The sequence below is a fragment of the Bradyrhizobium sp. GW821-FHT12B03 genome (assembly GCF_058807535.1).
Genome location: NZ_JBXAQU010000001.1, coordinates 574,241 through 598,212, shown reverse-complemented (window position 1 = coordinate 598,212; position 23,972 = coordinate 574,241). Strand labels below are relative to the sequence as shown.

The following is a 23,972-nucleotide window of genomic DNA, read 5'->3' as shown; positions in this document are numbered from 1 at the left end:
GACATGCTTAACATTCCGCGAAAGCAATGAAGGTATTTTGGTGCTCGCGGAACTTATTCCGCAGCGGTTCCACCGTGCAGCTTGTGCAGCCGGCCGGCGACAGCCCGCACCTTGCCCGGCGATGCCCGCCAGACCGACAGCGCCGACAGTCCGCTCATGACGACGGCGATGGCGAAGGCGAGCGTGTAGTCACCGGTGCGATCATGGAGGATACCCGTCACCCAGGGACCGGCCGCGCCGCCCGCCAGCGCCGCCAGCATGATCACCCCAAAAATGCTGCCCTGGTGCTTGCCCTGGAAAATCTCGAACACCACCGCGCCCATGATCGAGGTGAGGCCGTAGCCGAGCGCGCCTTGCGCGAACACCATGAGATAGACGAGCCAGAGCGAGGGCTGATACTTCAGCGCCATCAGCGCGGCGAAGCAGATGACAAAACCCGTGCAGCTGATCGCCCAGACCCATTCCCGTCCGATCCGGTCGGAGACATGGCCCAGCACGATCTGGCCGGGAATGCCGAGCAGGCTGACGACGCCGAGCGCCCACACCGCGACACCGGGACTGAAGCCGATATCGAGCAGGAATTTTGTTTGGTGCACCTGCACCGCGTACCAGATGTACAGGCCGGAGAAATAGCCGACCGCGATCCACCAGAACCGCGCCGTCGCGACGGCACGCTTGAGCGTCCACTCGGTATTGACCCAGACGGGATCGACGATGTTGGAGATTGGTTTGGCGGCACCCGCGACCGGCGCGGCATCGCCGTCCGGCTGAAGGCCGACATCCTCGGGGCGTTTGCGCAGGAACAGATTGATCGGCGCCAGCACGATCAGGATGAGCAGGCCCATTGCGGTGCAGGCGGTGCGCCAGCCGGTCTGCTCGATCATGTGCTGCACCCACGGCAGCAGCGTCACCGAGCCGATGCCGACGCCGGCAAAGGCGATGCCGATGGCGAAGCCGCGCTTGCGGATGAACCAGTTCGGCAGAAACAGCGACTGGCCGGAATAGCCGAGACAGACGCTGCCGGCTCCGACCATCACGCCGATGGTCACATAGAGATGCCAGGGCTCGCTGGTGAGCGGGGCGAGCAGCAGCCCGCCGCCCATCAGCACGACGCCGAGCTCCATCACCGCGCGGGGACCTGCGCGATCCATCAGGCGGCCGATCAGCGGACTGACCACGCCCGACACCACGAAGCCGAAGGAGAAGGCACCTGCGGTGACGCCGCGCTCCCAGCCGAACTCGGAGATGATCGGCGGAAAGAACAGCGAGAACGCCGTGCGCGCGTTGACCCCGATGGCCATGGTGACGAAGGTCACCGCGACCACGACCCAGCCGTAGAAGAACGGAAGCCGCATGTTGTCTTTATTTCATCCCTAGACGATCCTACCGACCATCCGGGGCCGCCTGGGTCAAGCGATTTTCGCGGGTCTCCGTCAGGCGCACCGCAATCGCATGCGAGAGAAACGAGGCTGGACGATTTCTTGCGGCCCATCCTTCGAGACGCCCGCTTCAGGCGGGCTCCTCAGGATGAGGACGGAGCGCGCGGCAGCAGTTTCAACAGGCACCGATGCCGCTTAGCCTCATCCTGAGGAGAGCGCGAAGCGGTCGTCTCGAAGGACGAGGCGCGCGCTCAGGCGGCGTCGAGCCGCGAAGACTGAACGGGCGCGTCGAATGCGATCTGGTCGACCGGCTGCGGACGCCCGAACAGATAGCCTTGCGCAAAATTGACGCCGAGCGCTTTCAGCCGCTCGAACTCCTCGCGGGTCTCGACGCCCTCGGCGGTGACCGACATGTCGAGCCCGCGCGCCAGCGTCACGATCGAGGAGATGATGGCGGAGCTGCGCGGCTGATGCGTGAGGTTGCGGATGAACGACTTGTCGATCTTGATCTTGTCGAACGGGAACGCGGTCAGATAGCTGAGCGAGGAATAGCCGGTGCCGAAATCGTCGAGCGCGAGCTCGATGCCGATGCCCTTCAGCCGCTCCATGAAGGCGTGGTTCTCGCCGCCGCGTTCCAGCAGCACGGATTCCGTGATCTCGATCTCCAGCCGTTCCGGCGGCAGGCCGGACGCCGCGAGCGCCGCGCAGATCACCTCGAACAGCTCGGCTTCCTTGAACTGGATCGGCGACAGGTTCACGGCGACCGCGAGATCGGAGGGCCAGCCGGTCGCGTCCGCGCAGGCGCGCCGCAGCACGAATTCGCCGAGCGGGACGATCAGCCCGGTCTCCTCGGCAAGCGGAATGAACTGGTCCGGCGGAATCAATCCGCGCGTCGGATGCCGCCAGCGCACCAGCGCCTCGAAGCCGCGCCGCTGGCCGCTGAGGGCATCGACGAACGGCTGGTAGTGTACCTCGAGCTGGCAGCGCGCGATGGCGTCGCGCAGATCGCCTTCCAGCGTGTTGCGCGCCTCGAGCTCGGCCGACATCGCCTCGTCGTAGATGGTGAAGCAGTTGCGGCCTGCCGATTTCGAGCGGTAGAGCGCGAGGTCGGCCTTTTTCAGCAACTGCTCCTGGTCGCTGCCATGATCCGGCGCGATCGCAATGCCGATGCTGGTGCCGATCTCGACGCGATGTCCGGGCAGGAGGAACGGCTCGGCGACGAGCTTGGCGATCCGGCCCGCCAGCTCGGTGGAGCAGACGCGCTGGTCCTCGCAGCCTTCCTGGATGATGGCGAACTCGTCGCCGCCGAGCCGTGCCAGCACGTCGCTGGCGCGTAGCGCGGATTTCAGCCGCTGCGCCACCTGGCGCAGCAGCGCATCGCCGGCGCCGTGACCGAGGGAATCGTTGACGTTCTTGAAGCGGTCGAGATCGAGCATCAGAATCGAGAAGCTCTCCCCCCTGCCGTCGAGCTGGCTGTTGAGAGCGTCGAGCCGGGCGAGGAAGAAGGCGCGGTTCGGCAGCCCGGTCAGGATGTCGGTCTGGGCGAGCTCGAGCACCCGTCGGTTCGCCAGCGACAATCGCCGCGAATTGCGGCTTGCGAGCATGAGATAGGTCGACAGCGACAATGTCAGCAGCATGCCGACGATGAAGACCGCGACCGCGCGATCGTAGGACGTCTCCAGCGCGCCGCCAGCCGTCGGCATGGCGCGCACCTGCCAGTCGGTGTCGCCGATCTTGAGATTGCCCGACCAGTGCAGGGCCCGCGCGACGTCCCGCATCGACTGCGGCGCCGTGGCGGCCGACGAATAATCCGGCCGGATTTCCTCCAGGCTGACGATCTGGCCCGTGAAGGGCGGATAGACGTTGACGCTGACCGCGGGGCTTGCGCCGGTGGTCACGCGAATGGACTGGACCAGCATCGGCAGGTCGAACACGCCGACGACGAAGCCGGCCAGATTGCGGCGCCGGTCCGCGATTGTCTCGCGCGACGTCCCCTTGGCATAGACGGGAATGGCCACGAGGACGTCGGGCAGCCGTCCGCTATCCCTGGGTTCGAAGAGGCGGGCGCGGATCGCCGCGATCCGATCGTTGTCGCGCGCCCGCTCCAGGGCCGCACGGCGTTCCGGGACGGTCGCATAGTCCATGCCGTAGACCTGTGAGGTCTTCGGCTGGGTCGAGTAGAACACCGGGAAATATTCGTCGCTCTGCGGCGCCGTCGCAAAGCCGCCGCCCTGGAGCGACTTGATGCGATAGCCGGACACGCCATCCGCGATCGCGGCGGCCTCGTATTCGGCGCGCTCCTTGCGGTTGACGCGCGGCAGCCAGGCGATGCGCAGCATGCCGGGATGGCGCTCGAACAGGCGCGCGCTGAAGGTCTCGAATTCGCTGCGGGTGATTTCGTCGTTGGTCGATTCGAACAGCGTGCGCAGCGCGACGAGCCTGCTGATGTACTCGCCCATGCCATTCTGCATGACGATCGCTTCGGTTTCGGCCGCGTTCTCGAACTCGATCTTGTTGACGCGGTTTTCCCACCGCGCGACGGCGGCCGCGCCCGCGATCGAGAACAGCAGCCCGACGGCGACTGCGACCAGCGCAGGGCGATAGAGCCCGAGCAGCGGCGCGGCACGCCACCATCCGGTCGTCCGTCTCCGATCCTGATCGTTCTGATCGCGACCGCCCATCTTGATCCGCAAGTCCCCCATCGGCACGGCAGCTCGAACTTCTGGTTGAGCCCCCGGAACCACTATCGGACAAGGATCGGGGTTAAGAACTGCAAAATTTCGGAACCCGCTCGGCCGGCATTGCGCGGCTTAGTTAACGATTGCCCTGCAAGTTGCGGCAGACTGGCAGTAAGTTGCCGGTTTTGCCCGGAGTCTTACGGAACGTCGGCATGGCGCGGGTTAGCGACCTGTTCAGCCCGCACGGCTATCGTTTCCGCAACGCGTCCTGCATCCGACAAGCATCCACATGACACGATCGCGACCCACGACATACGCCGCCTTGACCATCGCCTTGCTGGCCGCTGCAATGCTGCCCGCGAAAGGCGACGAGATCGGCGTCAGCGACGATGCGATCCTGTTCGGCCAGGCGGCCGCACTCGAAGGCCCCTCCTCCGCGCTCGGACAGCGCATGCGGCAAGGCATCGTCGCGGCGTTCACCGAGATCAACGGCAAGGGCGGCGTCCATGGCCGCAAGCTCCAGCTCATCAGCCGCGACGACGGCTACGATCCTGATCGTTCGGTGGCGCAGACGTTGCGGCTGATCGAGAACGACAAGGTGTTCGCGCTGATCGGCGCGGTGGGCACGCCGACCGCAATCGCGACGATACCGATCACCAGCGCGAGGAACGTCCCCTTCATCGGTCCGTTCACCGGCGCCGAGTTCCTGCGCGACCTCGAGCTTCCAAACGTCGTCAACATCCGCGCTAGCTACGGCGCGGAGGCCGAAGCGTGGATCAAGCACCTCACCGAGGACCGCGGATTCACCCGCATCGGCATCTTCTACCAGGACGATTCATTCGGCCGCGACGGTCTGGCCGGCGTGAAGCGCGCGCTCGCCAAGCGCGGTCTCGAGCTTGCCGCCGAAGGCACTTTCGAGCGCAACACCCGCGCGGTCGCCGCGGCCTGGCGGATGATCAAGCGCGCCGAGCCCGAGGCCATCGTCATGGTCGGGACCTACGGTCCCTGCGCCGAGTTCATCAAGCTCGCGCACCGCAGCGGCGCCTATCCGACCTTCGTCAACATCTCCTTCGTCGGCGCCAACGCGCTCGCCAAGGAGCTCGGCCCCGACGGCGAAGGCGTCATCGTCTCGCAGGTCGTGCCATTCCCCTGGGATCGCTCGCTCAAGCTCGTCGCGGACTACCAGGCGGCACAGGCGGCGTTCGACCCGGTGCTGACACCGGACTTCGTGTCGCTCGAAGGCTATCTCTCCGGCCGCTTCGCAGCCGCGGCGCTGGAAAAGGCCGGACCGAAACCGACGCGCGCGAGCCTCTTGCGCGCCATCAACGACGTCGGCCGCTTCGACATCAGCGGCAACGTCGTCACCGTCGGCACGCACGCGATCGACACGCCGCCGAAGGTGTTTTTGACGGTGATCCAGAAGGACGGGACGTTCAAGGCGGTGGATCGGCTTTAGGGCCGCCGCGTCCAGCGCTCGGCGTTGACGGCGCCCTGCGGCGCCTCGCCTTTGACGATCGCCTCCACCTGCCGCACGGTTTCCAGCGACTGGTATTCGATCGCCTGCGGCGTCAGGCCGCCGACGTGGGGCGTGGCGATGACGTTCGGAAGTTTGGCCAGCTCCGGCGTCGGCATCTGGTCGGGCGCGCGGCCGACATCCATCGCCGCACCGGCGATGCGGTTCTCGCACAGCGCGCGTGCCAGTGCCGCCTCGTCGACGAGGTTGCCGCGCGACAGATTGATGAACACGGCGTGCTTCTGCATCCGCGCCAGCGCCGCCTCCCCGATCAAATTCTCGGTCTGCTCGTTGGCGATGGCGAGGCAGACCACGTAGTCCGATGCGGCGAGGAGCTCGTCGAGGCTGACCTGCCGGATCGCGCCGTCGCTGACGGTCGCGAAGGGGTCGCAGACCAGCACCTCCATGCGCAGCACCCTGGCGATTTCGGCGAGATAGCGCCCGATGCTGCCATAGCCGATGATGCCGATCTTGCTGCCGCCAAGCTGGCGGCCCATCCGCGCCTCCGGCTTGCGGCCGGCCTGGTAGTCGGCCGTCGTTCGCGACACGCCGCGGGAGAGATCGACCATGAAGCCGAGCGCGAGCTCGGCCACCGCCTGCACGAAGCCGGGGCCGGCGCGGGTCACCAGCACGCCCGCCTTCGAGGCCGCGTCGACGTCGACGTTGCGGATATCGACGGCGCAGCGGACGAAGGCGCGCAGATGCGGCAGTTGCGCAAAGATCTCGCCGCGCCCTTCCGTCATGCGATCGGCGACGATGATGTCAACGTCTTTGGCCGCGCGGACGAGGCTCGCTGCGTCCAGCGGCTGATCGCCTTCGTGGAGGATCACCTCGGCGGCCGCGCGCAGGCCGTTCAGGCTGCGGTCGCCGTAGTAATTGCGGCGCATCTCCGGCGTATGGGCGAGCAACACTTTCAAGACAAGACTCCGTCAGTAGCCGAATGCTCGCGGCAGCGCGGTCGAGAGCCATGGCACGAACGCAATGACGAGCAGGCAAAGGAACAAGAGGCCAAGATAGCCCATGATCGGCTTCACCGTCTGCTCGATCGGCACGTTGCCGATCAGGCAGGCGCCATAGAGCCCGAGCCCGAGCGGCGGCGCGAACAGGCCGATGCCCATCGCGATGACGAGCACGACGCCGAAATGCAGGGGATCGATGCCGAGCTGCACGGCCACCGGCAGCAGCAGCGGCCCGAAGATGATCAGCGCGGCCGCGCCTTCCAGCACCGAGCCCATCACGATCAGCACCGCGATCGCGAGCAGGATGAACAGCCAGACGCCTGAGGTCTTCGACAAGCCGAGCATGAAGTCGCCGACCGCATGCGGGACCTGCTGCAAGGTCAGCGTGAACGCCAGCGACTGCGCGGCGGCGACGATGAACAGCACGAGGCCGGAGCGGGTCGCCGCCTGCACGAAACTGTGCGCGGCCGATTTGAAGCCGAGCTCGCGGAACACCAGGCTGCCGACGACGAGGGCATAGGCCACGGCAAACGCGGAGATTTCCGTGGCCGTGGCAAAGCCGCTCTTGAAGCCGAAGAAGATCATGAAGATCAGGCCGAACGAGGCGATCGCGCCGCTCCACAGGCCCGACACCGGCATCTGCGGCTCGACGTCCTCGGCTTCCGTCGGCCGCTTGCCGAAGATGATGGAGACGGCGATCAGGACCAGCGCCATCAGCGCCGACGGCAGCAGGCCGGCGACGAACAGGCCGCCGATCGACAGGTTTGCGACGAAGCCGAGAATGATCAGGTTGATGCAGGGCGGAATGGTCTCCGCCATCACCGCGGACGCGGCGAGCAGCGCCACCGCGCCGCCGGGATTCTGCTTGGAGCGGCGCGCCGCCGGGATCAGCACCGAGCCGACCGCGGCGACATCGGCCATCTTCGAGCCCGATATGCCGGAGAACAGCACCATCGAGGCCACCATCACGACGTTGAGGCCGCCGCGCATGCGCCCCACGGCACGCTGCAACAATTCGATCAGGCGCACCGACATGCCGTTGGCTTCCATGAGGTAGCCGACGAGGATGAAGAAGGGGATCGCGAGCAGCACGAAATTGTCGATGCCGCGCGCCATCTGCTGGGCGAAGATCACGCCGGGCAGCGCACCCTCGACCCAGATGAAGATCAGCGCGGCCAGCGCCAGCGCGAATCCGATCGGCAATCCGCCGAACAGGGTTGCGAAGAAGCCGATCAGCATCAAGGTGCCCGCCGACGGCACCGAGGACGGCGACAGATAATCCCAGGCCAGATAAAGGCCAGTGACGATGACGATCGCAACGAGGCCCCTGACGATATCCGGAAGCGGCCTTGCACAGAGCTGATCGATCGCGAACACCGTCATGAACAGCGCGCCGACGCCCATGGGATAGAAAGTCAGCTCCAGCGGCAGGCCCGAGCCGGTGGTCTGGCCCGCCGTGAGCGAGCCGAGCTTGATGGCGTGATAGGCGACGTAGCCCGAGATCAGCACCACCAGCAGCGCGCTGGCGGCGTCGACCAGCGTGCGCAGGCGGACCGGCAGGAGGTCGCGGAAGAAGGACACGCCGACATTCTCGCCGCGCGCCAGCGCGCTCGCCGCGCCGAAGAACGCCGAGCCGACCATCAATCCGCGCGCGACGTCGTCGGACCATTCGACCGGCGCGTTGAAGAAGAAGCGCAGCAGCACGGACGCGCAGACGACCACGAGATCGGCAGCCAGGAGAAGGGCCGCGATCGCGTCGCTGAGGCGAAGCAGCAGCGTAATGCTCCCGTGGCGGCCGCCCGAGAGGGGCATGGCGGCTGTCATGGTCAGTTCAGATTTGGCCATCTCAAGCTTGCGTCGCGCGGATGATGTCGATGATGGCCTTGGATTCCGGCCGCGCCTTGATGAAGTTCTCGGTCTGCGGCAACACGCGCTTGCGGAAGGCCTCGCGGTCGCATTCGATCACGGTCACGCCCTTCTCGCCGAGCGTCGTCAGCGCCTCCTTCTCGACCGCGCGGCCATGGGTGCGGCTGTCGGCCGCCGCCTTCTTCGCCGCGTCGAGGAAACCTTCGCGCAGCTTCGGGTCCATGCGGTTGAAGGTCATGTCGCTGAAATAGATCGCGAGCGGCGAGAAGATGTGCTGCGTCGTCGCATAGTGCTTCGAGGTCTCGAAGAACTTGCTGGCGAGGATGGTCGGCGCGTCGTGCTCGAGCCCGTCGAGCACGCCGGCCTGGAGCGCGGTGTAGATCTCGCCGAAGGCGAGCGGCGTTGCCGCGGCGCCCATCAGGCGCAGGCATTCGGTGATGACGGGATTGGGCAGCGTCCTGATCTTGAGGCCGGCCAGATCCTCCGGCGTCTTCACCGGCTTCTTCGCCAGCACGCTGCGGGCGCCGAAATTATAGGCCCAGGCGATGATGCGGATGTTGCTGCCCTTGAGCAGGGCATCCTCGATCGGCTTGGCGGCGCCGGCATCGAACGCCTTGGTCTGCTGCTCGAAGCTGGTGAAGAGATAGCCGAGGTCGAAGGTGCCGACCAGCGGCGTCAGATTGGCCGAGATCGACGAGCCCGACACCATGAGGTCGATGACGCCGAGCTTCACCGAATTGATGACGTCGATTTCCTGGCCGAGCTGGTTGTCCGGGAAGAAGGCGACCTCGATCTGCTCACCGAGGCCGTTCGCCTTCAGGTTCTTGACGAGGTTGTCGTAGTAGACGCGGCCGTTGGCGTATTTCGGGTCGTTCGGCAGCGAGGAGGAGCATTTCAGCTTCAGCGTCGCAGCTTCGGCACGGCCGATGATCGCGGGAGAGAGCACGAGGCCGGCGGTGACCGCCGCCGATGACTTGATGAACGCGCGACGGTTCACGGGCACGATGGTCATGGTGCGGTCTCTCCCGGTATTTTTTATTCGCGGCCGCGATCATTGCCGCCGCCTTTGCCTGGACTGTATGGCCAAAGCGACGGCCCAGGCAAGGGTTGCGGCCGGGGGCGCCGCGACGGTGCAAGAAGCAGGCGCGCCGGCAGAGACGCAGCGGAACGCCTGTATTTATCGGTGTTTTCGATCATGCCGCACGGCAGCGACAACGCCCGCCATGCCGGATCGACGCGGATCGATCCAATTCAGGTATGGATCAATGCCGAACGCAGATTGATCGGTGCGAAACGGCACGAGCCGCGGGATCGTGATCCCGCGGCTTTCACGCTTGAACGGATGCCGTGACCTCAGCGCGAATGCGCGCCGCTGAGCTGCCCGCTTGCCGCCGCGACATCGCGGGACGGACGCAGCGCATAGGCGCCGTCGCCGAGCAGGGCCTGCGCCGCGAGCGCGATTGCCCAGAAGGCGGGAAATTCCCAGCCGCCCTTCGGATTGGTGAAGAAGAAACCGGCGGCGCCATGCACGGTGAAGATCGCCCCGAGCAGGATCGGAATGCCGGCCAGCGCCGCATAGCGGGTCCAGACGCCGAGGATCAGCGCGACGCCGCTGAGCACTTCCACCGTCATGATGAGATAGGCGAGCTCGGGCGGGAAGCCGAGGCTGCCGAAGAACTTTGCGGTGCCGGCGGGGGTGAACACGAACAGCTTCAGGCCGGCGTGGGCGAGGAACAGCGCGCCCAGCGTTACGCGCAGCACGAGCGCGGCGTAGGGAGCGGTACGGGAATCGATCATGGCGGTCTCCTTTGCTGCACTGCGCTATGATCTATTTCAAATTCAATGATAATCAGCTATTTTGGAATTATACCTCACACCATGAGAGTGAAATAAATGCTCGACCGGCTGACCAGCCTGGAGGTCTTCGCCAAGGTGGCGGCGATCGGCAGCCTGTCCGGCGCGGCCCGGGCCATGGGCCTGTCACAGACCATGGTGACCAAGCATGTCGCCGCGCTCGAGGCCCGGCTCGGCACAAGACTGTTCCACCGCACCACGCGGCGGCTGTGGATCACCGAGGCCGGACGGAACTATCTGGAATCCTCCGAGCGCATCCTCGCCGACATGGAGGCTGCCGACGCAGCGGTGGCGCGCGAGCGTGTCGAGCCGCGCGGGCTGCTGCGGGTCAACGTCCCCGTCGTGTTCGGCACGCGGCAGATCGCGCCGGTGATTGCGGAGTTTTCGGCAGCCCATCCCGAGGTCACCGTCGAGCTCGGCCTCAACGACCGCCTCGTCGATCTTGCCGAGGAAGGCTGGGACCTCGCGATCCGCATCGGCAAGCTGCGCGATTCCAGCATGGTGGCGCGGCGGCTCGCGCCGAACCGCCTGGTCGTCTGCGCAGCGCCTTCATACCTGGCGAAGCACGGCACGCCGCGCCGCGTCGCCGATCTCGCCACTCACAATTGTCTCGGCTACACGCTCTCGCAGCAGTCGAGCGCGGCGGAATGGCTGTTCGGCGTCGACGGCGAGATTCGCGTCCAGGTCGGCGGCACCTTGCGCGCCAACAATGGCGATGCGCTGCGCGCGGCAACATTGGCGGGCCTCGGTCTCGCGCGACAGCCGACCTTCATCATCGCCGACGATCTGCGCGCCGGCACGCTGGTCGCGCTTCCGCTCGACCAGCCGGAGATCCAGACCTCCGCGGTCCATGCAGTCTATCTGCACGACCGCCGTCCGCCGGCCAAGGTACGCGCCTTCATCGACTTTCTCGCCGCGCGTTTTGCGCCTGACCCGCCCTGGGACCGCGGACTGTTCTGACGGCGCACGGCCCGGCGCGCCGGCTGCGGCAGTCCCGCTGCCCATTTTGCCGCAGCCCGCAGCGTGATCCAGTGCACAGACAGGGTCATGGCGCGCGACTAGAAAAGGTGACATCCTCGCGCCCATTGCCGATGGAGGTGACATCATGCGCCGCCCAATCCTTTGTAACTTGTTCCTTGCCTCCAGCTTCCTCGCGCTCACGCAATTGATGACGCCGACGGAAGCGGCCGCCGAAGCGCGGCTTGCGCTCGTGATCGGCCAGTCCGCCTATCGCACCGTGCCGGAGCTGCCCAACGCCGCCAACGACGCCAAGGGCATGACCGAGATGCTCGGCAATGCCGGCTTCACCGTCACCACGGCGGCCAATCTGGCGCAGAACGAGATGCGCACGGCGATCTCGGATTTCGCCGGCAAGGTCAGCGCCAGCGGCTCCGACACCGTCGCGCTGGTGTTCTATGCCGGCCACGGGCTCCAGATCGACGGCGAGAACTATCTGGTGCCGGTCGATCTCGATCCCAAGCGCGAGGCGGACATTCCGCTCCAGGGCGTGCGGCTGAACGATCTGCTCAACACGCTCGGCGCGCTGCCGACGCGGGCGCGCATCTTCATGCTCGATGCCTGCCGCAACAATCCCTTCCCCGCGCTCAGCGGCGCCGGCCACGGACTTGCGATCGTCGACACCAAGGCGGGCGCGCCCGGCTCCTTCATTTCCTATTCGACCTCGCCCGGCGCCGAAGCCGAGGACGGCTCCGGCATCGACAGCCCTTACACCACCGCGGCGCTCTCGATCGTGAAGCAACCGAACCTGCCGATCGAGGAAGTGTTCAAGCGCATCCGCATCGCCGTGGCGCAATCGACCGACGGGCGGCAGATCCCCTGGGAAAGCTCCTCGCTGACGACCGACTTCAAATTCTTCGGCGGCGAGAGCAGTGGCGGTCAGCCTGCTCTTCCCGGCGCTTCCGCCATGGCGCTCGCCGGCGGTGCACGCAGCGTCGCGGACTGGCGCAGGGATTTGCAGGGCAAGGACGCCAAGGTCGCCTACGATCTCGTGATCGCTGAAGACACCGTAGAGGCCTATCAGGCCTATATCGAGCTCTACGCACAAGCCTCCTACACGCAGCGCCTGCGCACGGTCCTGGAGCGCCGGCGCCAGATGCTGGCCTGGGAGCGCGCCACCGCGATCAATACCCGCGCCTCGTTCGAGGCCTATCTCGCGAACTGGGATAGCAGCGATCTCGCCGCGACCGCACGCCGGCTGCTGCTTCGCGTGCAGAACCGCAACTATGCCTTGCCGGTTGCCGCCGCGGCGTCCCCCGCGCCGATCGCCGTCGCAATGGCGCCGACCTGCCCGTGCTCGACGCCCACCCCGCCAGCCTCGCCGGTCAACCCGGCGGTCGCGCCGGTGATCAAGAAGCGCGTCGACGACCCGCCGCCGAAGCGCAAGGTGGTCGAGACCCCGCCCAAGCGCCGGCCTGCTCCTCCGTCCGAGGAAGTGGTCTACGAGCGCGCCCCGCCGCCGGATCGCGGCCCGCCGCCAGGCGCCGTGTTGCAAGGCATCGGCATCGGGATCGGAATTGGCATGGGCATGGGTGGCGGCGGTCGCGGCGGCGATTATCACCACGACCGCGGCCGTTATTGAGGCTCCCGCCCGCGCCGCGAAGAGATGTCCGCAAGCCGATGGCTTGCGGACTTCGCTGCTGCGGCAATCGTGCTGGCGCATTCGGCACGGGACTGTTACTGCACCAGTGTCGGATGATCCCGCTGCACCGTCTCGCGGATCCAGCTGGTATGGATCGCGCGAAACAGGATCTGCGCGGTCTTGACGTCGCTCGCCATCATGCAGAGATCGACGATGCGGCGAACCGCATCGTCGCGCATCAGGCCGTCGGCGATCTTCATGGCGATTTCCATCGCGACCTTGGCCGCGCGCTCGTAGCGCTGGCCTTCACGCTTGTCACTCCGCGCCGAGCCTGCCGCGCGCGCGGCCTCACAGATCGCACGGATGCGTTCGGCGGCCTCGATGTCGCCGAGGGGCCATTCGATCGCTTCGTCCCAGATGTCCCTCGGCGTTTGCCTCGCGAACCACGTCATCGCTCCGCCACCCGCGATCTTGCAGACGCGCCCACCATATTGAACCGGATCGAGATCGGCGAGGCAGTTTTTTCCGCATGCCGGTTCGCGTGCGACACGTTCAGGACGTGCGGCGCGGCCCGATCGCCTCGAACTGCGCCTTCTGCTCGTCATTCAGCGTGGCGTAGAAATCGTCGAGCGCCCCGCGCACCGACTTGATGCCGTCCAGCATCACGTCGAGCCGCTTGCGGATCGCGACCAGGCGCGCCGGTGGTGTCATCACGTCACCGGGCTGGCAGGCAGCCTTGAGGGATGCGTTGGCCTTGGCGCTGGTATCCTGGAGCACTTGCAACGCGGCGCGCTGGGTGTCGTTTGGACGAAGTCTCTGCTCGAGCTCGGCGCCGGGCCAATCGAGCGCGAGGGACGCGCCGCAATTCTGGACGAGCGAGCCATTGGCATTGCCGGGCGCCGTCGCGCGCCGCTGGTCATCGGCCAGCGCGTTGAAGCGCGCCTTTTGTTCGTCGACAAGCGAACCGTAGAACTTGTCGAGTGCCGGCTGGACCAGATCGACCGCCTTCTGCATCGCCTCGACACGCTGCTGCATCGTCGCGAGCCGGCCGGGCGCCGTCGCTGCGACCTGCGTCGGACAGGACGTGCGGATCAGCCCTGCGGCGTCGATCGAGGCATTGCCGAGCGCATCGAGATCAGCACCTTGCACGTCCGTCGGCTGCACTGCGGATGCGATCTGATCGATGGGCAGGCCAACGATCTCGCGGCGGTCGCTGCCGCAGAGCTGGTCGAGCGGAGCGCTTCGCGCCCGCCGTCGTCCCTGCGGACGCTGCGGCAGATAGGCCGACAGGCCATCATAGCCATAGGGACCAAAAATGCCGGCATAGATGTCCGGATAGCCGTAGCCCCAGAAGCCGAGCCCGTCGCCCCAGATCGTGTAATCGTAGAGGTCGTTATAGGCGAACGGCCAGAACAGCGGTCCGACCCAGCCATAGCCGCCGCCCGCATGCTGCCACCATCCACTGCTCGCACCGTGCCAGCCGGCAAGCGCGGCCGCGGTCGCGATCTGCGCACGCGCCGCCGGATTGCTGATCAGCCGGCCGTTCCGGAGTGCGCTGGCGTTCAGGGCGTTGCGGAAGTTCGCGGGCCGTATCGCCGCGTTGCGGATCTGACCGAAATTTGGGCCGCCGCGTCGGGCGCTGGGGGCAAACCGCATCCCGCGATGATGCCCGCCCCCTTGCGCGTGCCCGTGGCCGTGGAAATGGCCGCCGCCGCGATGGCCACCGCCATGACCGCCGCCGTGCCCTCCTCCATGGCCGCCGCCATGTCCGCCCTTCGCCAGAGCCGCGCCCGCCAGAATGCAGGCAAGTGCCACTGCGGCAATCCCAACGACCGGTCGCACCATCGCATCCTCCCGCGCAGAGCCCTGCCATCGAGGCATCGGAACCTTGGCGGGATCTGGAACCGGCAGCACTGCCAAAAGTTCCCGATCCTGAGCGCGCGGGCCTACGCCTCCGGGACGATCTTGCCGGGGTTGAAGATGTTTTGGGGATCGAGCGCCTGCTTCAGCGCCCGCATCGCGTCGAGCGCCTCGGGGCCGAGTTCCGCCTTCAGATATTTCTGCTTGCCCTGGCCGATGCCGTGCTCGCCGGTGCAGGTGCCGTCCATCGCCTGCGCGCGCTCGACCAGGCGATGCATGAACTCCTCGCCGCGCGCCATCTCGTCGGCATCGTTGGTGTCGCAGACCAGCGAGCAGTGGAAATTGCCGTCGCCGACATGACCGACGATCGGCGACAGCAGATTGAGCCGCTTGAGATCGTCCTCGGTCTCGCCGACACATTCCGCAAGCCGCGAGATCGGCACGCAGACGTCGGTGGCGACCACGCCGATGCTGTCGCCGGGCCGCAGCGCCTTCACGGACCAATAGGCATCGTGCCGGGCCTGCCACAGCTTGGTGCGATCTTCCGGCTTCGTGGTCCAGGAGAAATCACCGCCGCCGCAGTCCCTGGCGATCTCGCCGAACGCCTTGGACTGCTCGGCGACCTCGATCTCGCTGCCGTGGAATTCCATGAGGAGCAGCGGCGTCTCTGGCAGCGTCAGCTTGGAATAGGCATTGCAGGCCTTCACCTGCGCGGCATTGAGCAGCTCGATGCGCGCCACGGGAATGCCGGTCTGGATCGCCAGGATCACTGCCTGACACGCCCCGTGAACCGTCTCAAACGACACCGCGCCGGCCGCGATCGTCTCGGGGATGCCGCGCAGGCGGATGGTCAGCTCGGAGATGATGCCGAGCGTGCCTTCGGCACCGACGAACAGATGCGTCAGGTCGTAGCCGGCGGATGATTTCTTGGCGCGCGTGCCTGTCGTGATGATCGCGCCGTCGCCGCGCACGACCTTCAGCGCCAGCACGCTGTCGCGCATGGTGCCGTAGCGCACCGCATTGGTGCCGGAGGCGCGCGTCGAGGCCATGCCGCCGAGCGAAGCGTCCGCACCGGGATCGATCGGAAAGAACAGGCCCTGGTCGCGCAGATGCTCGTTGAGCGCCTTGCGGGTGACGCCGGGCTGGATCACGCAGTCCAGATCCTCGGCATGCACCGCGAGCACCTTGTTCATGTCGCGCAAATCGATCGAGATGCCGCCGGCGGGTGCATTGACCTGCCCCTCCAGCGAGGTGCCGGTGCCGAAGGCGATCACGGGCACGCGGTTCTTGGCGCAGATCCGCACCACGTCCTGGATGTCGGCGGTCTCCTGCGCCATCACCACGCCATCGGGCGGCTGGTTGGGAATCCATGTCGTGGTATGGCCGTGCTGCTCGCGGACGGCCTGCGAGGTGATGAGGCGGTTGCCGAAGCGTGCGGCAAGCTGCTCGAGCGCGCTCGCAAGGGCTTTCGGCTCCGGCCGCGGCGGATTATTGGTGATGGTCGTACCCACGGAAATTCCTCCGACAGAAGGAACGTGGCAAAGGACATCTAACCGGTCAAGTCAAGCGACCGGACGCATAGCTAGGGAAGAACACATGCCGGAGACTGCCACCGTTGCGCCCAAGCCCGAGCCGTTCCACGCCTCGATCATGCAGGTCGAGCCGCAATGGATCGACTATAACGGCCATCTCAACATGGCCTATTACAACGTGATGTTCGACCGGGCGATCGACGAGTTCTGGCTCGAGCTCGGCATCGGTCCCACTTACAAGAAGGAGCGTCACGGCTCGACCTTCACCGCCGAATGCCATGTGCGGTACCTGCGCGAAATCCACCTCGGCGATCCCGTGCGGATCCTGGTGTGGCTGCTGGAAGCCGACGACAAGCGGCTGCACACGTTCGAGGAGATGAGACACGCCACCGAAGGCTGGCTCTCGGCCACCTCGGAGAACATGTCGCTGCACATGGACATGAAGGCGCGGCGCGTTGCGGCGTTTCCGCCCGACATCCAGCAGCGCATTGCAGGCATCGCCAAGGCTCACCGCGCCCTAACCCGGCCCGAGGGCATCGGCCGTAGCGTGGCGATGCCCTCGAAACGTTAGTGGCTCAAATATCGTCAGCCGATTTTGGTTCACCTCCCCCTTCGGGAGAGGTGAAACACGCTTCTTGCCAGGTCACACCTATATCCTGCGGCCGCGGGCCAATCCGACCACGGCCGAGACCAGGAACAGCACGATCGCGATGAAGAAGATGATCTTGGCGATTTCGATCGATGCGCCGGCGATGCCGCCAAAGCCCAGAATACCGGCGATCAGTGCGATAACCAGAAACGTCACAACCCAGCCAAGCATGGTCAAACCCTCGTCTTGATGTTGTCTGCGTCGGCGCGGCTGGGCCGCGCCACCTGCCAAGACAATCTCGACGCGGAAACGATGGTTCCGCCGCATGAAGGGTGGAAATTAGCGGCTCCTGGAGGAACAAATCGGCCTGCCGCGCACGTGGAAAACCCCGCACCGGCGCCCCATATAGGCACCATCCCTGTTATGAAGGCTCCCTCCCGTCACCCCGCGGTGCCATCGTGGGGCCAAATGATTCGCATGACCGAGCCGAGCAAGATCACCTCCCAGGACGTCCCCGACCACCAGCCCGCGGCCGGCGGCATCGCCGCGCGTGCGCGCGCCTCCGTGGGCCCGAAATATCTGTCCGGGCTCAATCCGGAGCAGCGCGAGGCGGTGGAGACGCTGGACGGCCCGGTCCTGGTGCTGGCCGGCGCCGGCACCGGCAAGACCCGCGTGCTGACCACGCGCATCGCCCATATCCTGAGCCAGGGCCGCGCCCGCCCCGCCGAGATCCTGTCGGTGACCTTCACCAACAAGGCCGCGCGCGAGATGAAGCACCGGCTCGGCCAGATGCTCGGCCACGCGGTGGAAGGCATGCCGTGGCTCGGCACCTTCCATTCCATCGGCGGCCGCATCCTGCGCACCCATGCCGAGCTGGCACAGCTCAAGTCGAACTTCACCGTGCTCGACACCGACGACCAGGTCCGGCTGCTGAAGCAGCTGCTCCAGGCCGACAACATCGACGACAAGCGCTGGCCGGCGCGCATGCTGGCCGGCCTGATCGACGGCTGGAAGAACCGCGGCCTGACGCCGTCGCAGGTGCCCTCGGGCGAAGCCGCCGTCTTCGCCAACGGCAAGGGCGGCAAGCTCTATGCGAACTATCAGGAGCGACTGAAGATCTTGAATGCCGCCGATTTCGGCGATCTGCTGCTCGAAGACATCCGCATCTTCCGCGAGCACCCGGACATCCTGCGGCAATACCAGCAGCGCTTCAAATACATCCTGGTCGACGAGTACCAAGACACCAACGTCGCGCAATATCTGTGGCTGCGGCTGCTGTCGCAGGCGCCGTCTTCCCTCACCTCTCCCCGCGTGCGGGGAGAGGTCGCATCGCCCGGCAGCGCAATTGCGCGCCTGAGCGATGCGGGTGAGGGGGACTCTCCAGAGACCGCGCTCGTGGAGACAGCCGCTCACCGCGACCCTCTCCCCGTGAAGGACGGGGAGGAGAAGACACCCCACGTCAAGAACATCTGCTGCGTCGGCGACGACGACCAGTCGATCTATGGCTGGCGCGGCGCCGAGGTCGACAACATCCTGCGCTTCGAGCACGATTTTCCCGGCGCCAAGGTCATTCGCCTCGAACGCAATTACCGTTCGACCGGCCATATCCTCGCCGCCGCCTCGCACCTGATCGCGCACAACGAAGGCCGGCTCGGCAAGACGCTGCGCACCGAGGACGTCGAGGGCGAGAAGGTCACGGTCACGGGCTCGTGGGACTCCGAAGAGGAAGCCCGCGGCATCGGCGAGGAGATCGAGCAGATCCAGCGCCAGGGCGAGAAGCTCAACGAGATCGCGATCCTGGTGCGCGCCTCCTACCAGATGCGCGAGTTCGAAGACCGTTTCGTCACGCTCGGCCTGCCCTATCGCGTGATCGGCGGCCCGCGCTTCTACGAGCGCGCCGAAATCCGCGACGCGCTGGCATACTTGCGCGTCATCAATTCGCCGGCCGACGATCTCGCCTTCGAGCGCATCGTCAACACGCCCAAGCGAGGCCTCGGCGATGCCACCGTGCAGATGCTGCACGACCACGCCCGCAAGCGCCGCATTCCGCTGTTCGAGGCCGCCCGTGCGGTGGTCGAGACCGACGAGCTGAAGCCGAAGGCGCGCGGCTCCTTGCGCGACCTCGTCGCCCAGTTCGACCGCTGGCGCGCCCAGCGCGAGGTCACCGCGCATACTGATCTGGCCCAGATCGTGCTCGACGAGAGCGGCTATACCGAGATGTGGCAGAAGGACCGTTCGGCAGATGCCGCGGGCCGACTCGAAAACCTCAAGGAGCTGGTGCGCTCCATGGAGGAGTTCGAGAACCTGCAAGGGTTTTTGGAGCACATCTCGCTGGTGATGGACCGCGACAGCGGCGCCGACGAGGACGCGGTGTCGCTGATGACGCTGCATTCGGCCAAGGGGCTCGAATTCGACAACGTATTCCTGCCGGGCTGGGAGGAAGGCCTGTTCCCGAGCCAGCGCACCCTGGACGAACAGGGCCGCGCCGGGCTGGAAGAAGAGCGCCGGCTCGGCCATGTCGGCCTGACCCGGGCGCGGCGCCGCGCCATGATCTATTTCGCGACCAACCGGCGGATCCACGGCACCTGGTCGACCACGATCCCGTCGCGCTTCCTCGACGAACTGCCGGCGGCCAATGTCGAGATCACGGAATCCAAGGGCGGCTCGGCCTGGGGCGGCACCGGCGGCTACGGCGCCTCGCGCTTCGACGACATGGAGGCGTTCGGGTCGACCTATTCGACGCCGGGCTGGCAGCGCGCCCAGGCCAATCGCAACCGGGGCCAGGCGACAGGACAAGGCCGCACTGGCGGGGGCCGAAGCGGCGGTTTCGAGGAAGAGGCCTCGACCTTCTCCTCCTCGTCGTCCTCGCCCGATTTCGGCAGCTTCTCCTCGCGCCGCCGCGGACCGATGACGATCGAGGGCGAGCTGGTCGCCAAATCCACCGGCACGACCTCGGAATTCTCGCTCGCCGACCGCGTCTTCCACCAGAAATTCGGCTACGGCCGCGTCACCAGGATCGACGGCAACAAGCTCACCATCGCCTTCGACAAGGCCGGCGAGAAGAAGGTCGTGGACAGTTTCGTGCAGCGGGCGTGAAGCCTAACGACGCGTTCTGCCGCTCACGCTCTTCCTAAACAATGTGATGTTCCGCCTAATTTCAACACCGTCAACGAAACCCACCACGCCTTCGGTTTCCTCTTGCTCAAGAGACTTCCAAAGTCTCTCGATCGTTTGAAAGAACCACTCCTGTACAAGATATTCGTCATAGAATCTGAAATCATAAACCGCCGACCGATGCGAAACTGGCCTTATCCTGCCGTCATACTGCGGAAGCATAAGAACATCGCCCAACTGCTGAAAAAAAACGTCAAATGAGCTTCGGGGGATTCCATCCTCTTCGTCAAACACGATCTCTCCAAAGTGAACCGAGATTTCTTCCGCAGACCGTAAGACTTTGACGAGATCATTCGAGCTAAGCCAGTTGCTCCCTAGCTTTGCAACAAATAGATTTTTCGGATCACCTCCACACCCCAAGACGATTTCTGCAACCTTCGCTTCAAGAATTGGTTCGTACCGCTGCCGCTTAAGCAGCTTCGCTTGTTCGGTAGCCCAAATTCCTTGGCTGCGCATATCGATACGCAAACTTGCTTCATTCCGCGCAACAGTTGCTGGTTCACCCTCAAGAATCCCGGCAACGTTCAGCAAACCGGACGCAGTCATTCCGCCAACTGTTACAATTGCGGCTTGGGTGTACTCACCGGATGGCCAAATCATTGCTCGTCCAGCCATCTCACCCCCATCACCAAAAATTGGGGACATTAGGCGATTTACGTCTTCTGGAACGGTCCCAACACGCAAGTGCTCCATCGAGGGCAAGAATCTCTGGCACAGCTTCTTTGGCTCAAGTTTTCGCCAGTCAGACGGCCTTATGACCGTCTCCTTCTCAACTTGAATATTAACATCGATCGTTGGAGCGATTGCGGCAACCATCGACTTAAAACCAATCCCCTTGGCTTTTCCTCGAGCCTCGCGCCTTTGGAAGCCAAATGCATCAGGACCTTCAAGAGTGACCTCAACACGGGTACCGCCATCCACTGGCACAATATCGGTCGGAAGGGGGCGATAAAGCACCGGCCGACTCGCCAGACCTTCAGAAAACTCCAGAACTAGCGCTTGATCCTCTCCGTGATCATATGGCCGCGAAATTATTCTTACTCGCTTTCCAAGCATGAAGACGGAAAAAAATCCAACTCCAAATCTACCGACCGGATTGACGCCGATGGTGGCAAGCCCAGGAAACTCTTCATGAAGTAGCGGTGAGCTCCAAAGTGATACGCCAAAATCAATCAACGGCCCCGCCAAGACTCGCTCAGACATACCGACACCATTGTCCTCGATCGCGAGCCAAGTTGTGCCATCTCGACTAAAGCTGCTTAGTCGTATTGATCCCCACGTTTTTGCGCGGCTCTGTCTTCGACGCCGCGCATCAATGGCATCGCGACCATTCTGGATCAGCTCGCGTACAGCAACGAGCGGGTCATCGCCGTAGAGCTTACTTCCACCAAAGCTTTCTACTATCCGTGGAATGCTCGATGCATGGATCTTACACTCAACGGGCTTCCAACCCTCGACGGGAATAAATCTGGAGAAGTCTTCCGGCGTAAGCGAGCCCTTGATGCGCTTCGCAGAAAATTCAAAGCCGGTTCGCTCCCTCAACAACCTATTCGAATTTACGAGCTCCCGGTCTGCATAAACAATAGACTCGTATGCAAGCCACCATGCACCTGCCTCCGCACGTGGAAACACACTACTGGCTGTGAAGACCAAACAGTCATTTTCCAATTGAGGCGATGCTAGCTTCTCCTGAAACACCCAGTGAGCTAACGATACTCCGTGAGGATCGACCAACGCCCTCCTAAAGATTGGGGCACGCCTCCGATCCAAATGAATGGCGTCCGACACCCGAAGCAAGCATGCTAATTTTAGCCGATTGACAGGGCATCTTGTATAGGGAGCAAACGCTCCCAAGGCCGCTGTAAATTCCTCCTCGACGCGTTCTACTGACCACCAGTGGCTATGCGCCAAAAGACCAATCGATCTTCCATAGAACCGTCGCAGATCGACCTCCTCGATAAGGAAGAGTTGTTGATCTTTAGCCAGGAAGAACGGTTGAACGGGAAGTTCGCCTGCCTTTTCTGCGTGAAGCTTTCGAAGAACGAAAGAAGTGAGTTCTCTCTCGTTTACAGCACCTGTCGTAGTGGAAGAGAGAGCTGCGAGGTCTTTCCAGGTAGTCGTCGATTTTAGGTCGGCCACTCTGCCTGGATAGGCTGCCAAGCTCATGCCAGCATCATGCAGAAGAACAGCCGCGCCAAAGACAAAGGCCTCGGGAGGATTCAAATCTATGACGTCGCCGGCAATTAGTGACGCCATATCCCACAAAGCATCAAGGTGGCCGATGTCATGCACTGTAAGTCCCGGAACGTCTCCCTCGATCGAAGCGACCAACGCTGCGGCTTTTTCTCTGAGTAGTTGATACTGGGTTTGAAAGAACTTTTGCTCGTCAGAACTTGAGTCCTTCCGAGGTTCAGAAAACGCGTTTTTCCACAATTTTGTTTCTTGATAAGTTGTGAAAGTCATATGTTCCGCCGTCTTTGGGGACGAATCCAAAAGTTGAAATACGCTGCCATGCCAACCGCTTAGGTTGCAAGATGCGCACACGTCCCCAATTGGCGGATTAGAGGGAGGTATAAAGAGTCCTATTGAGGAGCTCCTGGGCCTTGGAGAACGCATCCGAAGCGCTCGCGCCTTACGCGCAAGACCTGATCGGGGAGGACCACCAACGTCCCCCGCCGAGAACGCTGGCCGAGCTTGACGCCGATCCCGCCTGTGGGGAACCACTTGGTGGCCCGGATCGAATCCCCCAGCACCGAGGAGTGAGGACTGTTCGCCGCACTCGCCGGACTCTCGACAGTTCTCGCCCGAACGCCCCTTGACCACCGCGAACTTCCCCGTATCAGATGCGCCCATGGTCCGGGGCTCCATCACACTGATCTTGCTGGCATTGGTTATGCCGTCGCTTGCGGCGGCGGAGACCATGAGCTTTGGCGATTCGATCGGAAAGCTGGCGGCGAGCTGCGGTGCGGAGATCGTCGCCAATTGCCGCGGCGTCAATCCGGACTCGACCCGGCTGAAGGAGTGCCTGTCGCGTAACCGCGACGTGCTCTCGCCGCAGTGCCAGAGCGATTATCTCGGCGTCTTCGACGCCATCCAGAAGCGCGTCGCCGCACGCATCACGGTGGCGAACGCCTGCCAGCGCGAGATCGTCAAGGTCTGCGGCGGCTCGACCAAGGAGACCAGCAAATCGGTCCCCTGCCTGGTCTCGACACCCAAGGGCATCAGCAACAACTGCCTGAAGGCCGTGGACGACGCGGGGTATCGATGATGCGCGCGAAGAGGCTCTCCACCGCCGGCATCGCATTCGGTCTCGCCTTGCTCACGGGCGCAGCGGGCGCGCAGACGGCGCCGCCGACCCGCGACGACATCGTCGGCAAGCTGAACCATTTCGAAGAGGCCGCCGAAATCGATCTTCCTGCGCTGAAACAGCAGGTGATGGAGCGCGCCAAGGCCAGGATCAAGAACGATCCGGGTCCGGTGAACCGGCCGCCGATCGCGCCTGATCTGGCCAAGCTGCCCGCCTTCAATGCGCAGATCCAGTTCGACGCCGACACGCCGATCATCCAGCCGGCGTCCTACCAGACCGTCGGCCGCATCGCGGACGCGCTGGTTCACGCCTCGCTGCTGCCCTACACCTTCCTGATCGTCGGCCATGTCGAATCCAATTCGAAGACGCGGGAGGCCAACGCGATCCTGAGCCAGCGCCGCGCCGACGCGATCCGCGACGTGCTGGTGAACACGTTCAAGATCTCGACCAAGCGGCTGCACCCGATCGGCCTCGGCGAGGAGCAGTTTCTCGACCGGGCGAAGCCGACCTCCGCCGTCAACGGCCAGTTGCAAATCCTGACCTATGCCAAGGTGCCGGAAGAGGCGCCTGCGCACCCGGCTGCGGCACCTGCGCCTGCGGCGAAAAAGCCCGCCAAGAAGCACTGAGGAGGCGCGCCGCGGCGCCTGACGGAACCCTTTGAA

Annotated in this window: 19 protein-coding genes; 8 read left to right on the top strand and 11 right to left on the bottom strand. The window is 64.6% G+C overall.

Features of this window, described 5'->3' with window-relative positions:
* Window positions 1–53 precede the first annotated feature (53 nt).
* Window positions 54–1,355, bottom strand: a complete 1,302-nt coding sequence (locus AC1RUR_RS02910) for an MFS transporter (protein ID WP_492841124.1) — start codon at window positions 1,353–1,355, stop codon at window positions 54–56.
* A gap of 275 nt (window positions 1,356–1,630) precedes the next feature.
* A complete protein-coding gene (locus AC1RUR_RS02905) occupies window positions 1,631–4,060 on the bottom strand; it encodes a bifunctional diguanylate cyclase/phosphodiesterase (protein ID WP_492841590.1) in 2,430 nt (809 codons plus the stop codon).
* Window positions 4,061–4,346: 286 nt separating this feature from the next.
* Here AC1RUR_RS02905 and AC1RUR_RS02900 point away from each other — a divergent pair, with 286 nt between their 5' ends.
* Window positions 4,347–5,513 carry an ABC transporter substrate-binding protein gene (locus tag AC1RUR_RS02900; RefSeq protein WP_492841122.1) on the top strand — a complete coding sequence of 389 codons (1,167 nt, stop codon included), beginning with the start codon at window positions 4,347–4,349 and terminating at the stop codon, window positions 5,511–5,513.
* Here the strand turns inward: AC1RUR_RS02900 and AC1RUR_RS02895 are convergent.
* From AC1RUR_RS02895 to AC1RUR_RS02885, 3 genes are read right to left on the bottom strand one after another with little or no spacing between them, the layout of a single operon-like run.
* Window positions 5,510–6,487, bottom strand: coding sequence for a hydroxyacid dehydrogenase (locus AC1RUR_RS02895; protein ID WP_492841120.1), 978 nt, complete (start codon window positions 6,485–6,487; stop codon window positions 5,510–5,512). The genes AC1RUR_RS02900 and AC1RUR_RS02895 overlap by 4 nt on opposite strands.
* A gap of 12 nt (window positions 6,488–6,499) precedes the next feature.
* The gene (locus AC1RUR_RS02890) at window positions 6,500–8,353 is read right to left on the bottom strand and encodes a TRAP transporter large permease (RefSeq protein WP_492841588.1); all 1,854 of its coding nucleotides are present in this window, start codon (window positions 8,351–8,353) and stop codon (window positions 6,500–6,502) included.
* Between the two features lie 22 nt (window positions 8,354–8,375).
* A complete protein-coding gene (locus tag AC1RUR_RS02885; protein ID WP_492841118.1) occupies window positions 8,376–9,407 on the bottom strand; it encodes a TRAP transporter substrate-binding protein in 1,032 nt (343 codons plus the stop codon).
* A gap of 171 nt (window positions 9,408–9,578) precedes the next feature.
* On the opposite strand from AC1RUR_RS02885, the gene AC1RUR_RS02880 reads away from it, so the two are divergent.
* Entirely contained in the window at window positions 9,579–9,746 is a 168-nt protein-coding gene (locus tag AC1RUR_RS02880; RefSeq protein ID WP_492841116.1) for a hypothetical protein, read from the top strand.
* A 2-nt stretch (window positions 9,747–9,748) separates the two neighbouring features.
* On the opposite strand, the gene AC1RUR_RS02875 is transcribed toward AC1RUR_RS02880, so the two are convergent.
* Complete coding sequence (locus tag AC1RUR_RS02875; protein ID WP_492841114.1) at window positions 9,749–10,192, bottom strand: DoxX family protein; 444 nt, start codon at window positions 10,190–10,192, stop codon at window positions 9,749–9,751.
* 96 nt (window positions 10,193–10,288) lie between these two features.
* Here AC1RUR_RS02875 and AC1RUR_RS02870 point away from each other — a divergent pair, with 96 nt between their 5' ends.
* Window positions 10,289–11,209 (top strand): LysR family transcriptional regulator, encoded by a 921-nt coding sequence (locus tag AC1RUR_RS02870; RefSeq protein WP_492841112.1) that lies wholly within the window; start codon window positions 10,289–10,291, stop codon window positions 11,207–11,209.
* Between the two features lie 145 nt (window positions 11,210–11,354).
* Entirely contained in the window at window positions 11,355–12,848 is a 1,494-nt protein-coding gene (locus AC1RUR_RS02865) for a caspase family protein (protein ID WP_492841110.1), read from the top strand.
* A gap of 95 nt (window positions 12,849–12,943) precedes the next feature.
* On the opposite strand, the gene AC1RUR_RS02860 is transcribed toward AC1RUR_RS02865, so the two are convergent.
* From AC1RUR_RS02860 to AC1RUR_RS02850, 3 genes are all read right to left on the bottom strand, one after another.
* Window positions 12,944–13,300, bottom strand: a complete 357-nt coding sequence (locus AC1RUR_RS02860) for a hypothetical protein (RefSeq protein ID WP_492841108.1) — start codon at window positions 13,298–13,300, stop codon at window positions 12,944–12,946.
* Between the two features lie 100 nt (window positions 13,301–13,400).
* A complete protein-coding gene (locus tag AC1RUR_RS02855) occupies window positions 13,401–14,693 on the bottom strand; it encodes a Spy/CpxP family protein refolding chaperone (RefSeq protein ID WP_492841106.1) in 1,293 nt (430 codons plus the stop codon).
* Window positions 14,694–14,794: 101 nt separating this feature from the next.
* On the bottom strand, window positions 14,795–16,219 hold the full coding sequence (locus tag AC1RUR_RS02850) for an FAD-binding oxidoreductase (RefSeq protein WP_492841104.1): 1,425 nt from the start codon (window positions 16,217–16,219) through the stop codon (window positions 14,795–14,797).
* An 85-nt stretch (window positions 16,220–16,304) separates the two neighbouring features.
* On the opposite strand from AC1RUR_RS02850, the gene AC1RUR_RS02845 reads away from it, so the two are divergent.
* Window positions 16,305–16,811 (top strand): thioesterase family protein, encoded by a 507-nt coding sequence (locus AC1RUR_RS02845; RefSeq protein ID WP_492841102.1) that lies wholly within the window; start codon window positions 16,305–16,307, stop codon window positions 16,809–16,811.
* Between the two features lie 78 nt (window positions 16,812–16,889).
* Here AC1RUR_RS02845 and AC1RUR_RS02840 read toward each other — a convergent pair whose 3' ends face one another.
* Window positions 16,890–17,060, bottom strand: coding sequence for a DUF1328 domain-containing protein (locus AC1RUR_RS02840; protein WP_458162376.1), 171 nt, complete (start codon window positions 17,058–17,060; stop codon window positions 16,890–16,892).
* 237 nt (window positions 17,061–17,297) lie between these two features.
* Here AC1RUR_RS02840 and AC1RUR_RS02835 point away from each other — a divergent pair, with 237 nt between their 5' ends.
* A complete protein-coding gene (locus AC1RUR_RS02835; RefSeq protein ID WP_492841100.1) occupies window positions 17,298–19,925 on the top strand; it encodes an ATP-dependent helicase in 2,628 nt (875 codons plus the stop codon).
* Between the two features lie 3 nt (window positions 19,926–19,928).
* On the opposite strand, the gene AC1RUR_RS02830 is transcribed toward AC1RUR_RS02835, so the two are convergent.
* On the bottom strand, window positions 19,929–22,466 hold the full coding sequence (locus AC1RUR_RS02830; RefSeq protein WP_492841098.1) for an HD domain-containing protein: 2,538 nt from the start codon (window positions 22,464–22,466) through the stop codon (window positions 19,929–19,931).
* Window positions 22,467–22,854: 388 nt separating this feature from the next.
* Between AC1RUR_RS02830 and AC1RUR_RS02825 the strand changes: the two genes are divergently transcribed.
* The gene (locus AC1RUR_RS02825; RefSeq protein WP_492841096.1) at window positions 22,855–23,271 is read left to right on the top strand and encodes a hypothetical protein; all 417 of its coding nucleotides are present in this window, start codon (window positions 22,855–22,857) and stop codon (window positions 23,269–23,271) included.
* Window positions 23,271–23,936, top strand: a complete 666-nt coding sequence (locus tag AC1RUR_RS02820; protein ID WP_492841586.1) for an OmpA family protein — start codon at window positions 23,271–23,273, stop codon at window positions 23,934–23,936. Before AC1RUR_RS02825 ends, AC1RUR_RS02820 begins: the two co-directional genes overlap by 1 nt.
* Window positions 23,937–23,972 lie beyond the last annotated feature (36 nt).